The organism is Actinophytocola sp. (assembly GCF_049647105.1).
In the GTDB taxonomy this organism is placed as follows: domain Bacteria; phylum Actinomycetota; class Actinomycetes; order Mycobacteriales; family Pseudonocardiaceae; genus Actinophytocola.
In genome coordinates this window covers 13,607-30,269 of the sequence record NZ_JBARWZ010000014.1, presented here as the reverse complement: position 1 = coordinate 30,269, position 16,663 = coordinate 13,607, and the positions used below count along the sequence as shown (strand labels likewise).

The window sequence follows — 16,663 nt, the reverse complement described above, 5'->3', positions numbered from 1 at the left end:
CCCTGGGGATCACTGTGTACACACCACCACCGCTCACGCCTGTCCGGACCCTCGCCACCGCGGCGTCCGTGCTCATCGCCGCGGTCTGCGCCACCAACCTGTACGGGACCTGGGCCGCGTGGAACGCGCACTCCGTCGTCGACGACTACGTCGCGGGCCTGCCGGGAGTCACCGACAGCGATCTGTACGCCGCCGACGACGCCACGATGACCGCGATCTGGGTGAGCCTGGCCGCCCTGGTCGCGTCGGCCACCGTGTTCCTGATCTGGTTGTGGCGCGCCCGCGTGAACTCCGAGCGCCTGTCCGGCGTCCACCAGCGCATGAGCCGCGGCTGGACCATCGGCGCCTGGTTCTGCCCGATCGTGAACCTGTGGTTCCCCCGCCGCATCGTCGACGACATCTGGCGGGCCAGCCGCCCCGGCGTACCGGCCGACCAGCTCCAGATCGACCCGCTGCCCCTCAGCCCGCTGGTCCGCGCCTGGTGGCTGGTCGTCATCGCCAACTACCTGATGATGTACATCCTCCGCGCCCAGACGAACTCGAGCGACATCACTGTCGAGTACTTCGAGACGATCGCGATCTACTCGACGATCAGCGCGGGCCTCGTCCTCGTCGCCGGCGTGCTCCTGATCCGGGTGATCCGCCAGATCACCGAGTGGCAGTCCACGCCCCGCACCGCCATGGAGGGCACCGCGTACCAGCAGGCACCCCAGGCCTGACCGCGTTCAGCGCCAGTCGTACATGAACGTCCAGCTCAGGGCGTCCAACGCGTCTCTCCCGAGGTCCGGGTGCCGAGCGGCCATGAACCGCTCGGCCTCCCGGCCTCCCTCCACGAGAGAATGAGCCGACCAGTCGACCTCGAGCGACATGCACTCCGAGACGATCGCGCGCACCTTGGCCAACAGCGCCGACGGGTCGGCGCCGGCCGAGGACGCCGCGACGGCGTCCTCATCCCTGAGTGGAAACGCCGATCGCCCCTTCCCGATGTACGTGACGATGGCCTGACTCAGTTCTCGATCTTCCACGATGTCGCCCTCGCGTCCGATGGTGCACGGCTGCCCGGTGGCAGCCGTGCCATTCTCCCGGCAAGCGCCGTCGCTCTTGCGTCGGGAGAATGAGGTCGTGACGAAGGCGAAGCGCACGAAGGCGAACCGCAGAAAACCGAAGCGCACGACGGCTGCGACTCCATATGAGACGTTCGCGAACGCGCTGGGCAAACCGATCGACAGCGTCGAGGCCCAGACGGTGATCGACGCGTTGGGCGGCGTCTGGGAGGTTCGCCATCTCGAGCCCTCGGCCGCGCGCTATGACCCGGACACCGCACGGACCGTGGCATGGGACTTCCCCTCCGCACCTCCCGCGAACAACTACACGGCCACGCACCTTGGCATTCGAGACGACACGATCGTGTGGCTCACCCTGTCTCCGGCGCTTGTCGACGGGTCGATCAGCGACCGGGCCGTCGCCTTCCGGCTTCCGAACGTCGACGAGGAGATCTTCCGGCCCCAGGGTCGCGACTGGAACTGGGCTCCCGCGATCGTCCGGCGGGGCGCGGCGTACCTGCTCAACCTCGACGTCGGGCAGGGCCACTGGGACGGCTCCTACAAGTTCCCCCTCACACCGCGTCAGGCGGAGAGCTTGCAGGCGGATTCCCTCCTGTACCGCGAGGTGTGGGAGCGCCTCGTCCGGATCTGCCAGTCCAGACGCTTCTTCGACGACCCGGCAACACTGCCGGACGATGCGCAGGCCGTCATCAACGCGCGCTGCGGGCGCGACTGACCCTCCCCCGGCGCGTCACTGACCTCCGGCTCGCCGTCCCGTGGCCGTCATGCCGAAGGTGTTCACCAGGGAGGACCGCTCACCGAGGCGTTGCAGCCAGGCGGCCTGGGTCGACCAGTAGCGGTGCACGGTGACCTCGTCGAAGTGCGGGGCCAGCACGGCGGCCAGTGCCCGCTCGTCGACGCCCTTTCTGACCACGTGGTACTCCACGGTGTCCGAGGGATTCGTGTCGTCATAAGCGTTTCTCACCCGCCGCAGCGTCGAGGCGACACCCCTGCGCAGGTTGCCCCGCGTCAGCCGCCACAACAGGTAGGCGCCGCGATCGGTGCACCGGGCCACCCTCGACTGCCGGGGGTACCACAACGGATCCTGGAAGCTGATGACCGAGCCGCCGGGCGCGAGCCTGCGCAACGTCGCCTCGACCGCGGCGACGTAGTCCGGGATGTGGTGCAGCACCGAGACGAACAGCACCACGTCGACCCGAGGTCCGGTGGCCGCGCCGGTGCCGTCCCTGTCGTACTCGATGCGCACCGCGGGCTCATCCCCGAAGTCCCTGCGCAGCACGGCGACACTGTCCGCGCTCATCTCCGTCACCCACACCTGCGCACCCAGGTCCACCAGCACCTTCGTGAAGGTGCCGTGTCCCGCGCCGACCTCCAGCACGCGGCACCGTCCCGTCCTGGCGAGGTGTCCGGCCACCGTCTCGCGACACACCCGGACCACGGCGTCCCTGACCGTGGCGTGCTTGAGGTGGGGCGACCCGGCCACGTAGTCGAAGGTGTGGTCGTGCACCACACCTTGGTGCCGAGCGAACGTGGAAGTGCTGTCGTCGACCGTCATCCGCCCTACTCTCCTGGCAAGTCCGCACCCCGGCACGGATCGTGCGGCGCGATAGTCACGACCGGTCCGCCGTGAACACCGTGTTGTAGGCCAACAGGCCCGGTTCCTGGCGGGACCGGTAGCCGTGCCTGCTGAGCTCGCAGGTCAACGCCGCGCGGGCGGCCGGTGACGCCGCCTCCGCGACGACCAGCGGATGGTCCTGGGAGAGCAGCTCACGCGCACCGCGCAGCGCGGCGACCTCGTCGCCCTCCACGTCGAGCTTGATCGCGTCCACCCTTGGGCAGTCCGCTGCGCGCCACAGCTCGTCCAGCGCGACGACCGGGCAGCGCACCACCGGGTCGCCGATGGCGGGGTCCGTCACCCTGCTGGCCAACGCCAGGTCGGTAGGTGTGCGGAACGACGCGCTGCCCGCGGCGGGACCGGCCGCGCACCGCACGACCCGCACCCGGTCGGACACGCCGGCCGCCCGCAGGTTCGCCTCGAGCCGGTCGGCGGTCTCCGGTACCGGCTCCACCGCCCACACCCGCGCCTCCGGGCGGTGCACGGCGGCGAGCAGGCTGAACCAGCCGACATTCGCGCCGACGTCCAGGAAGATGCCGTCGGGTCGCAGCGCCGACACCAGCATCTCGCACTCACGGTGCTCGTAGCCGTCGGCGATCACCGCGCCTCTCGCCATCGCCCCCGCGCGGTCGAGCTCGATCTCGACCCCCGGTGCCACCTTGGCGCGCACGGCGGGCAGCGCTCCGCGCGGCAGCAACCGGTCCAGCGCCACCAACACCGGCACCAGCAACGCTCCCCCGGTGATCGTGGCGTGGACACCGGCCACCGCGCAGACCAGCGCGATCCGCAACCGGCGACCGGGAGCCGGGTCGGCGGCCACCGACACGGTGGGGCGGGGCAGGCGGACGCTGGCGGGGGCCACGGCGGAGCGGCTCACCTGGCCGCCACCGCGGCAGGACGGACGAAGATCCCGTCGCACTGCAACATCCGGCCGGTGCGCGAGTCGCAGAAACCGGGTTCCAGCGCCCACGGTTCGAGACCGGCCGAGGTCAGCAGGTCGACGATGTCTCCCATCAGGCGCTGGCCGTCGTACAGCGGCGTCATGGACAGCTCGACCTGTACGGCGGCCAGTCGCGACAGCGTCTGCTCGGCACCGAGCAGCACCTCCCATTCGTAGCCCTGGACGTCGATCTTCAGCATGAGCTGGTCAGGCAGGTGGGTGTAGCCGGTGAGCAACCGGTCCACCGTGGACATCGGCGCACGCTCGTCGGCGACGTACCGCGACTCGGGTGCCGCGTCGAGGTGTGCGTCGAGCATCGGCAGTACCGAGGAGGAGTACGAGTTGCCCGCGATGTGCACGGACACCTCCCCCACCTTGGCGCCGAGTGCCAGTCGTTCCGTGTGCCAGGCCGGGTCTCGCGCCGCGTTCGCACGCAGGCGCGCGAACGGCGCCGAGAGCGGTTCGCACGAGACGATGTGGCCCTCGTAGCCAGCGGCACGCACCATGGTGGCGTACTGGCCCGAGTTGGCGCCGACGTCGACCAGCGTCCGGATGCCAAGCAGCGCACAGAGCTTGGCGAGCCTGCGGGGAAACGGGTTGCGGACGATGTCCACATTGAACCGGTTGGCCGCGCGGCGCACCGCCGAGCGGATGGTGCCAGGCACGTACCCGACGAGGTCGGCGCGCACGTTCCACTTCCTCTGCCTGGATCGCGATAGCTCCCGGCGAGCACCGGGGCTCAAATTGTGCGCATACTGCGCTCCATGGCGCCTTCGGATCCGCCGACCTCAACACGATCGAGTGATCAGCAGCGGGGCTCCGTCCGCTCGATGGCCGCCGCGGTCGTCACGATCGGCGGCGGCCAGCTGGTCGCCCAGGCGCTGACCCTGGTGCTGCTGGTCACGATCACCCATGACGACGCCGCCGCGCTCGGCATCACGGCCGTCTACTACGGCGTCGCGATGGCGTTCACCCCGTTGCTCGACGCGGGCGCCACCACCCGCCTGCTTCGCGACGGCGGCCTCGGCCACCTTGACCGCGCCGTCGTGCGCGGACTGGTGCTGATCAAGCCGGCGGTCGCGATCGTGCCCGTGCTCGCGGTCGTCGCCGTGACGAGGAACGTCGCGCTGGGCTGCGCGCTGGCCTACCCCGTGGTGCGCGGTCCTGTTCTTGTCGCACAAGCACTGTGGCAAGTGGACGGTCTGGCCAGACGCAGTGCGCTGCTGGCGGCCGGAGAACGCGCCGGTGCGCTGGTGCTGGGACTCGGCGTGTGGTCAGCCGGATGCTCGGCTCCGGTGGCCTGTACAACGGGACTGCTGGCCGGGTCCGCCATCGCCGCGGCGGCCGCGGTTCCGCGTCTGCGCGCCACCGTCCGCGCGGCGCGGACCGCCCGTCCCGGCGCGGTGTTCCGCTACGGCATCCGCTTCGCCGGTGCGAGTGTCGCGGGCAACCTGGTGCTGCTGGACTCGGTGGTGGTCGCGATGGTGGCGGGATCGGTCGCCGCCGGTCAGTACGCGCTCGGCGCCCGGCTGCTGGGTCCGGTGCTGCTGTTGATCGGCGCCGCGGGCAGCGCGCTGCTGCCCGCGCTCGCCGCGGGTGACCGTGCCGCGGGCAGGACGTTGCGACTGCTGGCCGTGGTGAGCCTGGCCGGTCTCGCCGTCGTGTTCGTGGCCATGCCCGTGCTGCTACCGACCCTGGCGGGTCCGGTGTTCGTCCCCGCGTTGCCCGCCGTGCGCTGCTACCTGGTCGCCGCCGCGTGCGTGCTGCTGGCGCAGCTGCTGGTACTGCGGCTGCAGGCCGCAGGGGACGAGCTGGCGGTCACCGTCATCCTGCCTGCCGGGGTGCTGCTCGGGCTCGGCGCCGCAGGCCTCGGCGCCGCCGCAGCGCCGCAGCCCGCCGTCGGAGCCGCCGTCGGGTACGGGATTGTCTGTGTCCTCGTCACCGCCCTGCTCGCGTACCGCGTCACGCGCGGCCAGTCCGATGATCGCCAGCGCCACCGCGACCGCGATGTGCCCGCGCGTGGTGTCGCCGAGGCGTGAGAAGAACACGTGCCACAACGCGGTCAGCACGAGGAACGCCTCGGCGAAGGCGCCTCGGCGTACCGCGTCCGCGAACCCGCGCACGAGGAACACGATCACCAGCACCCAGAAGGGCAGCGCGGCGACGCCCGCGGTGACCCAGCCGCCGAGCACGACCGAGTGCACGAACAGCGACTCCGGCATGACGAACGTCATCAGGTCGTAGCCGTAGATGGGATAACCGTGGTCCACCAGCCAGTGCACGGCGGCCGACTTCACCTCGGGCGGCACCACGGCGGCGGGTCCCCACCCGACCCACGGTGAGTGCAGCGCGCCGAACAGCACGAACACGAAGTCCTTGCGCCCGCCGACGGCGACGCCGAGCTCACCGTCCTGGAAGCGCAGCTTCTGCGTCGCGGCGTCGCCGAGTGTTCCCGAGCCGGCCAGGTCGACGTAGAAACCGTCGAGCAGCACGGCGCCGACCACCGCGAACAGTCCGAACACGACGATCCTCGCCGATGGCCGCGTGCCGCCCAGCCAGGTGACCACCGCCGCCAGCGCGATGATCAGCGCGAGCAGGCACAGACTGCGTGAGCCGAGCACCAGGTGGACGCCTGCCATTCCCACCAGGACCACTGGCACCACGACCCGGCGCGCGTTCCGCCACGCCCGTTCCGTGAGGACCAGCACGAGCAGCGTGACCGCCTGCCCGATACCGAACTTCCACGGGTCGAGCACCGCCACCGCGGGCGGTGTCAGCGCCATGCCGATCAGCTGGCCGACCGCGAACGCGACGACCAGCCGGTGACGCGCGAGGTCGAGCCCGCCAGGGGAACCGTGCCGGAGCACGGCGACCACGAGGCCGACGGTCAGCACGAGCATCACGGCCGACGAGACCGCTTTGACGACGGTCGTCGTGTCGGCAGGATGCGTCAGCTGGCCCAGCGTGATGCCGACCAGCCACAGCACGGCGAACACCACGAGCGCCCCGCCTCTCGGCAGGCGCACCAGCGCCACCAGACAGCAGGGTGCCAGCAGCAGCGCGGCGATCTCGGTGAGCGAGATCCGGCCGACCTCCGGCAGGAACGTCCACGCCGCGAGGCCCGCGAGCACCGGCGCGGCCAGTGCGGTGCCCGTCGTGCGCGAGAGGGTTCCCTGCGCGGACGTCACTCCGTTGCCCACGTCCGCGTGCGGTGGAAGTAGGCGCCGTCGATCGGCTTGATCGGTTTGGCCGGTACGCCCCCGTGCAGGGTGCCCGCCGCGTAATCGCCGTCGAGGGCGGTGACGCTGCCCGCGGCGAACACCGCGCCGCTCGCGGCGGTGGTGCCGGGCATCATCGTTGTGTTGGAGCCGACGAACACCTTCTCCAGGAGTCGCACGGGCCGGATGCCCTGGCGGCCGAGCCCGAGGTCGATGGTGTGGCTGAGTACGGTGCTGCGCACCCCGGCGATGGTCGCGAACCGGCCCATCCACAGCCCGCCGGAGCAGTCGACGTAGTGCCGGCTGGTGATCACCGTGTGATCGTCCATCACCAGCGAGCCGGCGAGATCGTCGTCCGGCAGCGTGAGCGTGGGAGCCCTGGAGAACCAGTTGAACTGGCCGAGGATCGCCTCGACGCCGATGCGCACGGCACGCAGCCCTCGGAAGACGTTGCCGTGGCCGATGATCGTGTCCGCGCCGACGACGACCTCGCCGACGTCGAGCATGACGCAGATGCCGAGCCGAGCGCTCGGATGCACCCGATGCCCCAGCCGGGTCAGCAACGCGTTCTTGGCCCGGCAGGGAGGCAGTAGCCAGCACAGACCTGCCAGCCGGGCACGCGGTGAGGTCATCGGGTCATCGCCTTCCTGCGCAGTCGGGAGTACACGGCGCCGAAGCGGAGCCCCATGGTGGCCACGGCCATGCCGTGGACCACCGAACCCACGGCGGCGCTCGGCACGTCGGCGGGGTGGCGCACACCGCGCCAGCGGACCCCGAGCGCCTCGGTGAAGAACCTGCCGACCTCGTCGCCGGACTTGCTGTCCCGGTGGTAGCGCAGCGCGGCCAGCGGATGCCGGACGAGCAGTTGGTCGCGGCGGGCGGCGAGGCGCAGCATCAGGTCGAAGTCCATCACGTAGTGCAGGTCGGCGGCGTAACCGCCGCCTGCGACCAGCACGTCGCGGCGGACGAGCAACGCACCGGAGAAGACGTAGCAACCCCGGCGCAGGACCGTCCGGTGATCGAGCCGCTCGGCCGGGTTCTCCCGGAGCACCAGACCGTTCGCCGACAACAGCTGCCAGCCCCCGACCACCAGTTCCGGCGTGCGGCCGCCTGCGAGGACCTCGGCCCGCACCGCGGCCAGTGCGCCGGGCAACAGCAGATCGTCCGCGTTGAGCCAGCAGACGAGGTCACCACGCGCACGGCGCAGCGCGCGGTTGAGCGCGTCGGATTGCCCGTCGTCCCGCTCGTGGCGGACCGAGACACGATGGTCGGCCGCCGCGATCTCGTCCAGCAGCTCCGAGGACCCGTCGGTCGAACACGCGTCCTGGACGACCAGCTCGTCGTCCGGTCCCAGCTGCCCGACCGCACTGTCCACACTGGCTCTCAGATACCGGCCGGCGTCGTAACAGGGCATCAGTACGCTGATGCTTGGCACGAGGTGAGCACCTTTCCCACGAGGTTCGCGTACCGTTGCGCCACTCTGGGGACGCTCAGGTGCTCGGCCGCCCACCGCCGGCCGGTCGCCCCGACCACGTCCCGCAGCGACGCGTCGTCGAGCAGCCGCCGAAGCTGGCGCGCGACCATCGGCAGAGACCGTGCCACCACGACCGTCGCCTGGCACCTGGCCAGCTCGTCCGCCAGGTAGACCTGGTCGCTGACCAGCGTTGGCAGCCCGGCCGCGACCGCCTCCGCCGTGGCCATGCTGTAGTTCTCGTTGTCCGACAACAGGACGAACAGGTCGGCCGCGGCGAGCAGTTCGCCGCGTCGCCGCTGGTCCACCCAGCCGGTGAACAGGATCCGGTCGGCGTTCCGCGAGGCGTGCGCCCGCATCCGCAGCGCCTCGGTCAGCTTCCGGTCACCTGACCCGACGATCAACAGCACATCGTGCCGCTCGGCAACTTGTTCGAACGCGTCCAGCAGGAGCGAGAGCCCCTTCTTGGGATCGATCCTGCCGAGATACAGCACGACCCGTGCCTCCTGCCGAAACCCGAGAAGCCTCCTGGCCGCCGGCCTGTCCAACTCGGACAGCTCGTCGTACAGCGGCAGCGGCAGCGGCAGCGGCAGCACCTCGCGCCGGGTCCGCGAGCCGAACGTGGTGAGCAGTTCCGCCTCCCTGGTGGTCGTGCACATCAGCGCGGCGGCACCGTCGAGGTTCTCGCGCCACACACCGGCGAGCCGCCGCTTGGCCACCGCGTGCTTGGTGAGGTCGTAGGGGTCGAGGCTGCCGTGCGGCCACAACAGGTAGGGCACCCCGAAGCGACGGGCCATCCGGCCGCCGACCAGCGAGGCGAGGTCGAAGACACCGTGCAGCACCACGAGGTCGTGCTGCGGCACCAACCGTTCCAGTCCGGCGGTCAGCCTGCTGCCGCCGTGGAACCGGCCCGCCAGTGGGCCGGGCCGCACCACCTCGACGTCGAACCAGCTTGGCAGTCTCGAAAGGACGGCCGTGCCCTGTTCCGGACGGTACAGCGTGAGCAGCGAAGCGTCGTGCGCCGCCGCCGCCTCGACCGCGCCGAGAGAGGCGAGCGCGGTGGAGACCCCGCCGTAGGAGTCGCCGGCACTCGCCACCGCGTGCAGTACCCGCCTGCTCACCGTGCCGTCCTCACCGTCTCGTCCTCACGGTGCCACCGGGCGCATCACGGGCACCGGCCGTGCCTCCCGCTTGACCGGGGTGGCGCCGAGTGCCGCGACATCCGCGTCGACCATGATCCGCGCCAGCTCCGCGCCGTGCACGGTCGCCTGCCAGCCCAGCTCCTCGCGCGCCTTGCTCGCGTCGCCGATCAGCACACGCACCTCCGTCGGGCGCAGATGTCGCTCGTCGAACCGGACGTGCTGTGTCCAGTCCAGACCGACCTGGCTGAAGGCGTCCGCCACGAACTGTCGTACGGTGCGCGACGTTCCGGTGGCGACGACGTAGTCGTCGGGCTCCGGCCGCTGGAGCATCCGCCACATGGCGTCGACGTACTCCGGCGCGTAGCCCCAGTCGCGCACGGCGTCCAGGTTGCCGAGATAGAGGGTGTCCTGCAGGCCCGCGCTGATCCGTGCGGCCGCCTTGGTGATCTTGCGGGTCACGAAGGTCTCCCCGCGCCGGGGGCTCTCGTGGTTGAACAGAAGACCGTTGACGGCGTAGACGCCGTACGCCTCGCGGTAGTTGCGGCACACCCAGTAGGCGAACGCCTTGGCCGCGGCGTAGGGCGATCGTGGCTGGAACGGTGAGAGTTCACACTGGGGCGGCGAAGTGGCGCCGAACATCTCCGAACTCGACGCCTGGTAGAAGCGGGCAGGGACACCCGACGCCCGAATCGCCTCAAGCAGCCGCATGGTACCGAGTCCGGTGACGTCCGCCGTGTGGACAGGTTCGTCGAAGCTCACCCGAACGTGGCTCTGCGCGGCGAGGTGATAGACCTCGTCCGGCCGAATTTCCAGCATCAACCTGACCAGGCGCGAACTGTCGGTCATATCTCCGTAGTGCAAGTTCAGTCTGGTGAGTGACTCTCGAGGATCCTCATACAGATGATCAATACGGGAAGTGTTGAAACTGCTTGCCCGGCGCACGATCCCGTGTACCTCATACCCCTTCTCGAGCAGCAACTCCGCGAGATAGCTGCCATCCTGCCCAGTGATCCCGGTAATCAGAGCACGTTTCATCGGTTCCCCACCTCCAAGCGGTCGTGGGTTGGTGTGCCTAGGTGAAGCCATCGAAAGCTAGAGCAGACAATTGCAACCGCACAGTGGCTGTCACCGAATCCACCCGAAAGGATCACCGACAAGCCGTAGAGGAGTTCGATGCCTGAGGTATCGTCCGGTTCGGACAGAGACCATTTGGACAGCGACCAACCGATCTATGTGTCCGGCCACACGGGACTCGTCGGCTCCGCCGTGCTCCGGCGCCTCCGCGCGGAAGGCTTCACCAGGATCCTCGTTCGCCGTTCGTCCCAACTGGACCTTCGGAACCGCGACGCCACCCGCCGGTTCCTCACCACGAACCGGCCGGAGGCGATCGTGCTCGCCGCGGCGAGGGTCGGCGGCATCGCGGCGAACTCGGCGGCACCCGCCGACTTCCTGTCCGACAACCTGCGCATCCAGCTCTCGGTGCTCGACGCCGCGCGGGAGCTGCGTGTGCCGAGGGTGCTGTTCCTCGGTTCCTCCTGCGTGTACCCCAGGGACGCCCCGCAGCCGATTCGAGAGTCCGCGCTGCTCACCGGTCCCCTCGAGGTCACCAACGAGGCGTACGCGATCGCCAAGATCGCCGGGCTCATCCACGTCCGGGGCGTGCGGGCGCAGGACGGCCTGCCGTGGATCTCGGCCATGCCGACCAACCTCTACGGGCCCAACGACAACTTCCACACCGAGCACTCACACGTACTGCCCGCGCTGATCCGGCGCTTCCACGACGCGCGGGTCCGCGCGGAGCCGGTCGTGCGGGTGTGGGGCACCGGCAGGCCCAGGCGGGAGTTCCTGCACGCCGACGATCTCGCGCGGGCGTGCCTGACCCTGCTGCGGCACTACGACGGCGACCAGCCGGTCAACGTCGGCACCGGCCAGGACCTGCCGATCGCCGACCTCGCCGGTTCGGTGGCCGACGCCGTCGGCTACCGGGGTGAGATCGCGTTCGACGAGGACCGGCCCGACGGGACCCCCCGCAAGGTGCTCGACATCTCCCGCCTCTCCGCCATGGGCTGGCGCCCCACGATCTCCCTGGCGGACGGCGTCACCGCGACCTACCAGTGGTACCTCGACAACCGGGAGCACGTCCGCAGATGAGCCCGCTGAACATACTGATCGTCGGCCTCAACTACACGCCTGAGCACGCGGGGATCGCGCCGTACACCACCGGCACCGCCAGAGGACTGGCCGCCGAGGGTCACCGCGTCCGGGTGGTGACCGGATTCCCGTACTATCCACAGTGGACCACCGCGCCCGGCTACCGAGGCTGGCGGGCCGGCCTGGCGCGCCACGAACGGGACGGCGACGTCGACCTGCTGCGGTTGCGCCACTTCGTCCCGTCGGACTCGACCGGGGTCGGCCGGATGGTCCACGAAGCCTCCTTCGCGGCACACACCCTCGCCCACACGCTACGCCGACGACCCGACGTCGTGCTCGGGGTGAGCCCGTCGCTGCTGTCGGTCGGCGCGGCGCGGCTGGCCGCACGTCGGTTCTCGGTGCCGTTCGGGGTGATCGTGCAGGACATCTACGCCGAGTCGGCCGCCGAGGTCGGCTCGCTCGGCGGGCGCGGCGGCGCCGCGGTGCTGCGGCTGGAACGCGGGCTGCTCCTGGCCGCCGACGGCGTGGTGGTCGTGCACGAACAGTTCCGCGACACGCTCGTCGGGCGGCACGGTGTCGACCCCGAGCGCGTCGAGGTCATCCGCAACTGGACCCACATTCGCCCGCCGGGCGGCGACCGGGAGCGAGTCCGCGCCGAGCTGGGGTGGCCCGCCGATCAGGTAGTGGCACTGCATGCCGGGAACATGGGCGCGAAACAGGAGCTCGGCAACGTGGTGGCGGCGGCACGGCTCGCCGGTGGCCGCGACCGGGTCCACTTCGTACTGCTCGGCGACGGTTCCCGGCGGGCGTCGGTGGTGGCCGATGCCAGGGACGTCACCGCGGTCTCCGTGCTCGACCCGGTCGCGGAGGCCCGGTTCCCCGACGTGCTGGCCGCGGCGGACGTGCTGTTGGTGAACGAACGTCCCGGACTGCACACGATGTCGGTGCCCAGCAAGCTGACCTCGTACTTCCTCGTCGGCAGGCCGGTGGTCGCCGCGAGTGAGCCGGACAGCCCGGCGAGTCGCGAGCTTGCCAGGTCGGGAGCAGGCGTCCGGGTGCCGCCTGGTGAGCCTGGCGCGCTGCTCGACGCCGTGCGCGCCATCGGCACCGATCCCCGCCGTCGCGCGGAACTCGGTGACCGGGGTACCCGGTACGCACGGGAGAAGCTGACCGAGCGGGGCGCGATCGAACGCTACGCCCGGTGGGTGACCCGGCTGGCGGCAGGCGATACCCCATGAGAACCGGCCTGTTGTTCGTGTGCCGCGCCAACGAGTGCCGGTCCGCCGTGGCGCGCCTGCGCATGACCCACGTGCTGGCCTGCACCGGCGCGCAGCGCTCGATCGACGTCACCAGCGCCGGCTTGTCCGCCAGACCGGGCCTGCCGATCCTCCCGGTGTGCGCTGAGCTGCTCGCCGACGCCGGGCCGTCGGTGGCGGAGTTCCGGACCCGGCCGCTCGAGGTCGATCTGTTGCGTACGGCGGACGTCGTGGTCGCGATGACCCGCGCCGAGCTGAACGAGGTACTGCGCAGGAGCCCCGCCTCGCTCCCGGTGGCGGTCACGCTCGGCGAGCTGGCGCAGACCTGCCGGTTCATGCCGAGGGCCGCCCCGGCCGGCCCCGGCGTCCGGCTGCGCGGTCTGGTCCGGTGGACCGTGCGGCACCGCGGCTCCAACGGGACGGCCGACACCGACATCCCGGATCCGGCCGGGCAGCCGTTGGAGACGGTGCGCGCGGCGGCGGCGACGGTCATCCGGCACGTGGACACGGTGGCCGTGCACCTCACCAGGACCGCCGTGCCGGCCGGGCGGCCGTCATGACCCCGTGGCGCAAGGCGGGCATCGCGGTCGCGGGCACGTGCGTCGCGCTCGGCACGGCCGGTGCGCTGACGACCGCCTTCCTCGGGGAGCTCCATGGCTTCGGCGGTACGCGCCTCGCGCTGCTGTGCTGGCTCGGGGCCGGGGTGGTCGCCATGCTGACCGGTCTGCTCGGCGTCCTGCTGAGCAGACCGAACCGGCGTGCGGTCGGCGGACCGGCGCCCGCACGCCGGACAGCTGACCCGAGGTACACCACCACAGATCGGCCGAGGGTGTCGTGACCTGGGACCCGCCGTGGCACCAGCGCTATCAGCTCTGTCTGCTGTGGACGGACACGTTACTGGTGCTGTGGGCGGTGACAGCGGTCCACGTGTTGGCACCGAACGCGAATCACCCGCCTGCCACCACGGCGGGCGCGGTCGTCGCGTGGTGGTTGGCGCTCGCGCTCTCCGGTAGCCGGGACCCCAGGGTCCTCGGGGCCGGGTACGAGGAGTACCGGCGGATCCTCGCGGCGACGGCCGTGCTCGCCGCGACGACCGTCTGCGCCGACTACCTCGTCCGCACCGATCTGGCCCGCGACTACGTGCTCGTCGCGTTGCCGATCGGGGTAGTGGCGCTGATGCTCGCCCGCCTGACGTGGCGCCGCTGGCTGCGCAACCTGCGCTCGCGCGGCAGCTGGACGGACCGGGTGCTGGTGGCCGGTTCGCAGCCGCGCGTCGACGTGTTCGCCGGTCAGCTCGCCGCGCTGCCGCACACCGGCTACCGGCTCGTCGGCACCTGCCTGATGTCCGATGTGGACTCACCGCCGATCGACCGCGCCCGCAGGGTGCTCCGGCTGGCCAGGCGCGAGTCGGCGACCATGATCGCGGTGACGACGTGCGATGCCGCCGATACCGAGACGTTGCGACGTCTCGGCTGGCTGCTCGAGGGCACCGGTATCCAGCTGGTGATCGCGCCGGTGCTGGCGCCGGTCTCCGTGCCCAGGGTGCGGGTGCGGACGCTCGCCGGCCTCGCGTTGCTGAACATCGACGGGCCGGCGCTGACCGGCGTCCGCCAGTTGGCCAAGCGGTCGTTCGACGTCGTGGTGGCCGCCACCGCGCTCGTGGTGCTCAGCCCGGCGCTCCTGGCGATCGCGGCCCTCGTGCGGTGCGACTCCCCCGGCCCGGCGCTCTACCGGCAGTGGCGCATCGGGCAGCACGGCGAGCCGTTCCGGGCGTGGAAGTTCCGCAGCATGACGGTCGACGCGGAGGACCGGCACGCGGAACTGTTGTCGTACAACGAGTCGAGCGGTCCCTTGTTCAAGATGCACGCGGACCCTCGGGTGACCAGGGTGGGCAGGATCCTTCGGCGGCATTCGCTCGACGAGCTCCCCCAGTTGGCGAACGTCCTCTCCGGCCGGATGAGCCTGGTCGGTCCGCGTCCGCCGCTGCCGACCGAGGTGGCCATGTACGCCAAGGACACCCGCCGCAGGTTGCTGGTCCGGCCGGGGATCACCGGCCCGTGGCAGGTCGGCGGCCGGTCGGACCTGGCATGGGATGCCGGAATCGCGCTCGACCTGTCCTATGTGGAGAACTGGACGTTCGCGACGGACCTCGAGATCCTGTGGAAGACGGTGCGGGTCGTGGTCCGCGGCGCAGGCGCCTACTGAGCGCGGCCGTTCCCGAAGCTGTCGCCGCCCGTCCGCACGAGCGACCTGCGCTTCCACGATTCGCGCCGCGGCCACCGTCGCTGTCTGCGGGCCGGCGCGTACTGGTCGCTGTAGTAGTCGACCAACGGCTGGCCACGGGTCGGTACCAGGTTGCGCACCAACCCGAGCTGACGGCCGCCGACGGCGGCCAGCGCCCGGCAGGAGCGGACCAACTCGTCGCGCCGCACCCGGTCGACCCCCACGAGCACGAGCGCGCCGCTCGCACGAGCGGCCAGCAACGCGCCGTCGGTCACCGGGACCAGTGGCGAGGTGTCGACGATGACCAGGTCGAACTCCTGCTCGAGCCGGCTGAGGAACTCGGTCATCGGGGCCGCCCCGAGCAGTTCGCTCGGGTTGGGAGGCAGGTCGCCCGCGGTGAGCACGTACAGGCCCTCGCCCCATCGCTGTACCGCGTCGGCGAACCCGATCCGGCCCGTCAGCACGGTGGTGAGCCCGACCGAGTCGACCAGCCCGAGATAGGCCGCGACCTGGGGGCGGCGCAGGTCGGCATCGACGAGTACCACCCGCATGCCGCTGTCCATGAACGTGAGCGCGAGGTTGATGGCGGTGGACGTCTTGCCCTCGCTCGCCACCGACGAGGTGATCACCACGGAGTTGAGCCGACCCGTCGCCTCGATGAACTGGAGGTTGGTCCGCAGCGTGCGGAACGCCTCCGCGCGTGGACCGTAGGCGTCGCGGAGAAGCGCGGGATCACCGGCGGCGTGCCGGTCATAGGGAATCTCGCCGAGCACCGGCGCGCCGGTCAGTTCGCCGAGGTCCGTGTCGGACCGCACCAGCGTGTCGGTCGCGTGCCGGATCACCGCGGCCGCGGCGCCGAGCAGGAGGCCGAGCACCAGACCGGCACCGAGGATGAGGGTGGTCGCCGGAACCACGGGCGTGACCGGCGTCTTGGCCTCGCCGACCGAGCTGACGTGGACCGGTGAGGCCTCTCCTCCCGACCGTTCGAGCTCGTCCACCACGGTGCCCAGTGAGGCACTGACCTCGTTGGCGATGCGGGCGGCCTGCCCGGGGTCCTGGTCGCGCACGGCGATGTCGACGATCACCGTGTCCAGCGGGGCGTCGACGGTGATCCTGCCCGCGAGATCGGTGGAGTCACCGGGAAGGCCGAGCTTCTCGACGACGGGGTCGAGCACCCTGGGCAGCGTGACGATCTGTGCGTAGGACTTGACGCGTTGCTGGGAGAAGGTGCCGCCGGAGTTCAGCTGGTTGCTGTCGGCGCCGCCGGAGGTGGAGACGAACAGGCGCGAGTGGGCCTCGTAGACCGGGGTCGTCGTGGCGACCACGATGCCCGCGCAGGCAAGACCGAGCAGCAGGCCGGCGAGCAGCCAGCGCCAGCGCGCCCGGAGCGCACGGAAGTACTCGGAAAGCTCCATGATGGGTCCTCCGCGCTCGGCCGGCCGTTCGCCCAGTCTCGCGTCGGCCGACCCACTTATCAATCCGACATCGTTCGAACGAGCCACGTTCACCCGTCATTACCGGGATCCACTCGATCGTCCGGGTAGGACGATGTCCGAAGGGGACAATCCGTTCCGTACCCCGTT

17 protein-coding genes are annotated in these 16,663 nt (G+C 70.8%); 7 read left to right on the top strand and 10 right to left on the bottom strand.

The window, feature by feature from the left end:
• Positions 1-14 precede the first annotated feature (14 nt).
• On the top strand, positions 15-719 hold the full coding sequence (locus WBA97_RS01385) for a DUF4328 domain-containing protein (protein WP_424228779.1): 705 nt from the start codon (positions 15-17) through the stop codon (positions 717-719).
• A gap of 6 nt (positions 720-725) precedes the next feature.
• Here the strand turns inward: WBA97_RS01385 and WBA97_RS01380 are convergent, their stop codons facing one another.
• A complete protein-coding gene (locus WBA97_RS01380) occupies positions 726-1,142 on the bottom strand; it encodes a hypothetical protein (protein WP_424228778.1) in 417 nt (138 codons plus the stop codon).
• On the opposite strand from WBA97_RS01380, the gene WBA97_RS01375 reads away from it, so the two are divergent.
• Positions 1,123-1,779 (top strand): hypothetical protein, encoded by a 657-nt coding sequence (locus tag WBA97_RS01375; protein WP_424228777.1) that lies wholly within the window; start codon positions 1,123-1,125, stop codon positions 1,777-1,779. The genes WBA97_RS01380 and WBA97_RS01375 overlap by 20 nt on opposite strands.
• Before the next feature lie 15 nt (positions 1,780-1,794).
• Here the strand turns inward: WBA97_RS01375 and WBA97_RS01370 are convergent, their stop codons facing one another.
• From WBA97_RS01370 to gmd, 8 genes are all read right to left on the bottom strand, one after another.
• Entirely contained in the window at positions 1,795-2,619 is an 825-nt protein-coding gene (locus WBA97_RS01370; protein WP_424228776.1) for a class I SAM-dependent methyltransferase, read from the bottom strand.
• Between the two features lie 55 nt (positions 2,620-2,674).
• A complete protein-coding gene (locus WBA97_RS01365) occupies positions 2,675-3,556 on the bottom strand; it encodes an FkbM family methyltransferase (RefSeq protein WP_424228775.1) in 882 nt (293 codons plus the stop codon).
• A complete protein-coding gene (locus tag WBA97_RS01360) occupies positions 3,553-4,308 on the bottom strand; it encodes an FkbM family methyltransferase (RefSeq protein WP_424228774.1) in 756 nt (251 codons plus the stop codon). Before WBA97_RS01360 ends, WBA97_RS01365 begins: the two co-directional genes overlap by 4 nt.
• A gap of 996 nt (positions 4,309-5,304) precedes the next feature.
• Entirely contained in the window at positions 5,305-6,819 is a 1,515-nt protein-coding gene (locus WBA97_RS01355) for a hypothetical protein (protein WP_424228773.1), read from the bottom strand.
• Positions 6,804-7,469, bottom strand: a complete 666-nt coding sequence (locus WBA97_RS01350; protein ID WP_424228772.1) for an acyltransferase — start codon at positions 7,467-7,469, stop codon at positions 6,804-6,806. The genes WBA97_RS01355 and WBA97_RS01350 overlap by 16 nt, the downstream gene beginning before the upstream one ends.
• A complete protein-coding gene (locus WBA97_RS01345) occupies positions 7,466-8,272 on the bottom strand; it encodes a glycosyltransferase (protein ID WP_424228771.1) in 807 nt (268 codons plus the stop codon). Before WBA97_RS01345 ends, WBA97_RS01350 begins: the two co-directional genes overlap by 4 nt.
• Positions 8,251-9,429 carry a glycosyltransferase gene (locus WBA97_RS01340; RefSeq protein WP_424228770.1) on the bottom strand — a complete coding sequence of 393 codons (1,179 nt, stop codon included), beginning with the start codon at positions 9,427-9,429 and terminating at the stop codon, positions 8,251-8,253. Before WBA97_RS01340 ends, WBA97_RS01345 begins: the two co-directional genes overlap by 22 nt.
• A 24-nt stretch (positions 9,430-9,453) precedes the next feature.
• A complete protein-coding gene (gene gmd / locus WBA97_RS01335) occupies positions 9,454-10,485 on the bottom strand; it encodes a GDP-mannose 4,6-dehydratase (protein WP_424228769.1) in 1,032 nt (343 codons plus the stop codon).
• A 138-nt stretch (positions 10,486-10,623) separates the two neighbouring features.
• Between gmd and WBA97_RS01330 the strand changes: the two genes are divergently transcribed.
• Genes WBA97_RS01330 through WBA97_RS01310 form a run of 5 tightly spaced genes read left to right on the top strand, consistent with a single transcriptional unit; the run spans position 10,624 to position 15,062 of the window.
• Entirely contained in the window at positions 10,624-11,601 is a 978-nt protein-coding gene (locus WBA97_RS01330) for a GDP-L-fucose synthase family protein (RefSeq protein WP_424228768.1), read from the top strand.
• Positions 11,598-12,839, top strand: coding sequence for a glycosyltransferase (locus WBA97_RS01325; protein WP_424228767.1), 1,242 nt, complete (start codon positions 11,598-11,600; stop codon positions 12,837-12,839). The genes WBA97_RS01330 and WBA97_RS01325 overlap by 4 nt, the downstream gene beginning before the upstream one ends.
• Positions 12,836-13,417, top strand: coding sequence for a hypothetical protein (locus WBA97_RS01320; protein ID WP_424228766.1), 582 nt, complete (start codon positions 12,836-12,838; stop codon positions 13,415-13,417). Before WBA97_RS01325 ends, WBA97_RS01320 begins: the two co-directional genes overlap by 4 nt.
• Positions 13,414-13,695: a hypothetical protein gene (locus tag WBA97_RS01315; protein WP_424228765.1), complete on the top strand. Its 282-nt coding sequence runs from the start codon at positions 13,414-13,416 to the stop codon at positions 13,693-13,695. The genes WBA97_RS01320 and WBA97_RS01315 overlap by 4 nt, the downstream gene beginning before the upstream one ends.
• Positions 13,692-15,062, top strand: coding sequence for a sugar transferase (locus tag WBA97_RS01310; protein WP_424228764.1), 1,371 nt, complete (start codon positions 13,692-13,694; stop codon positions 15,060-15,062). The genes WBA97_RS01315 and WBA97_RS01310 overlap by 4 nt, the downstream gene beginning before the upstream one ends.
• Here the strand turns inward: WBA97_RS01310 and WBA97_RS01305 are convergent.
• Positions 15,056-16,495: a polysaccharide biosynthesis tyrosine autokinase gene (locus WBA97_RS01305; RefSeq protein ID WP_424228763.1), complete on the bottom strand. Its 1,440-nt coding sequence runs from the start codon at positions 16,493-16,495 to the stop codon at positions 15,056-15,058. The genes WBA97_RS01310 and WBA97_RS01305 overlap by 7 nt on opposite strands.
• Positions 16,496-16,663: the final 168 nt, after the last annotated feature.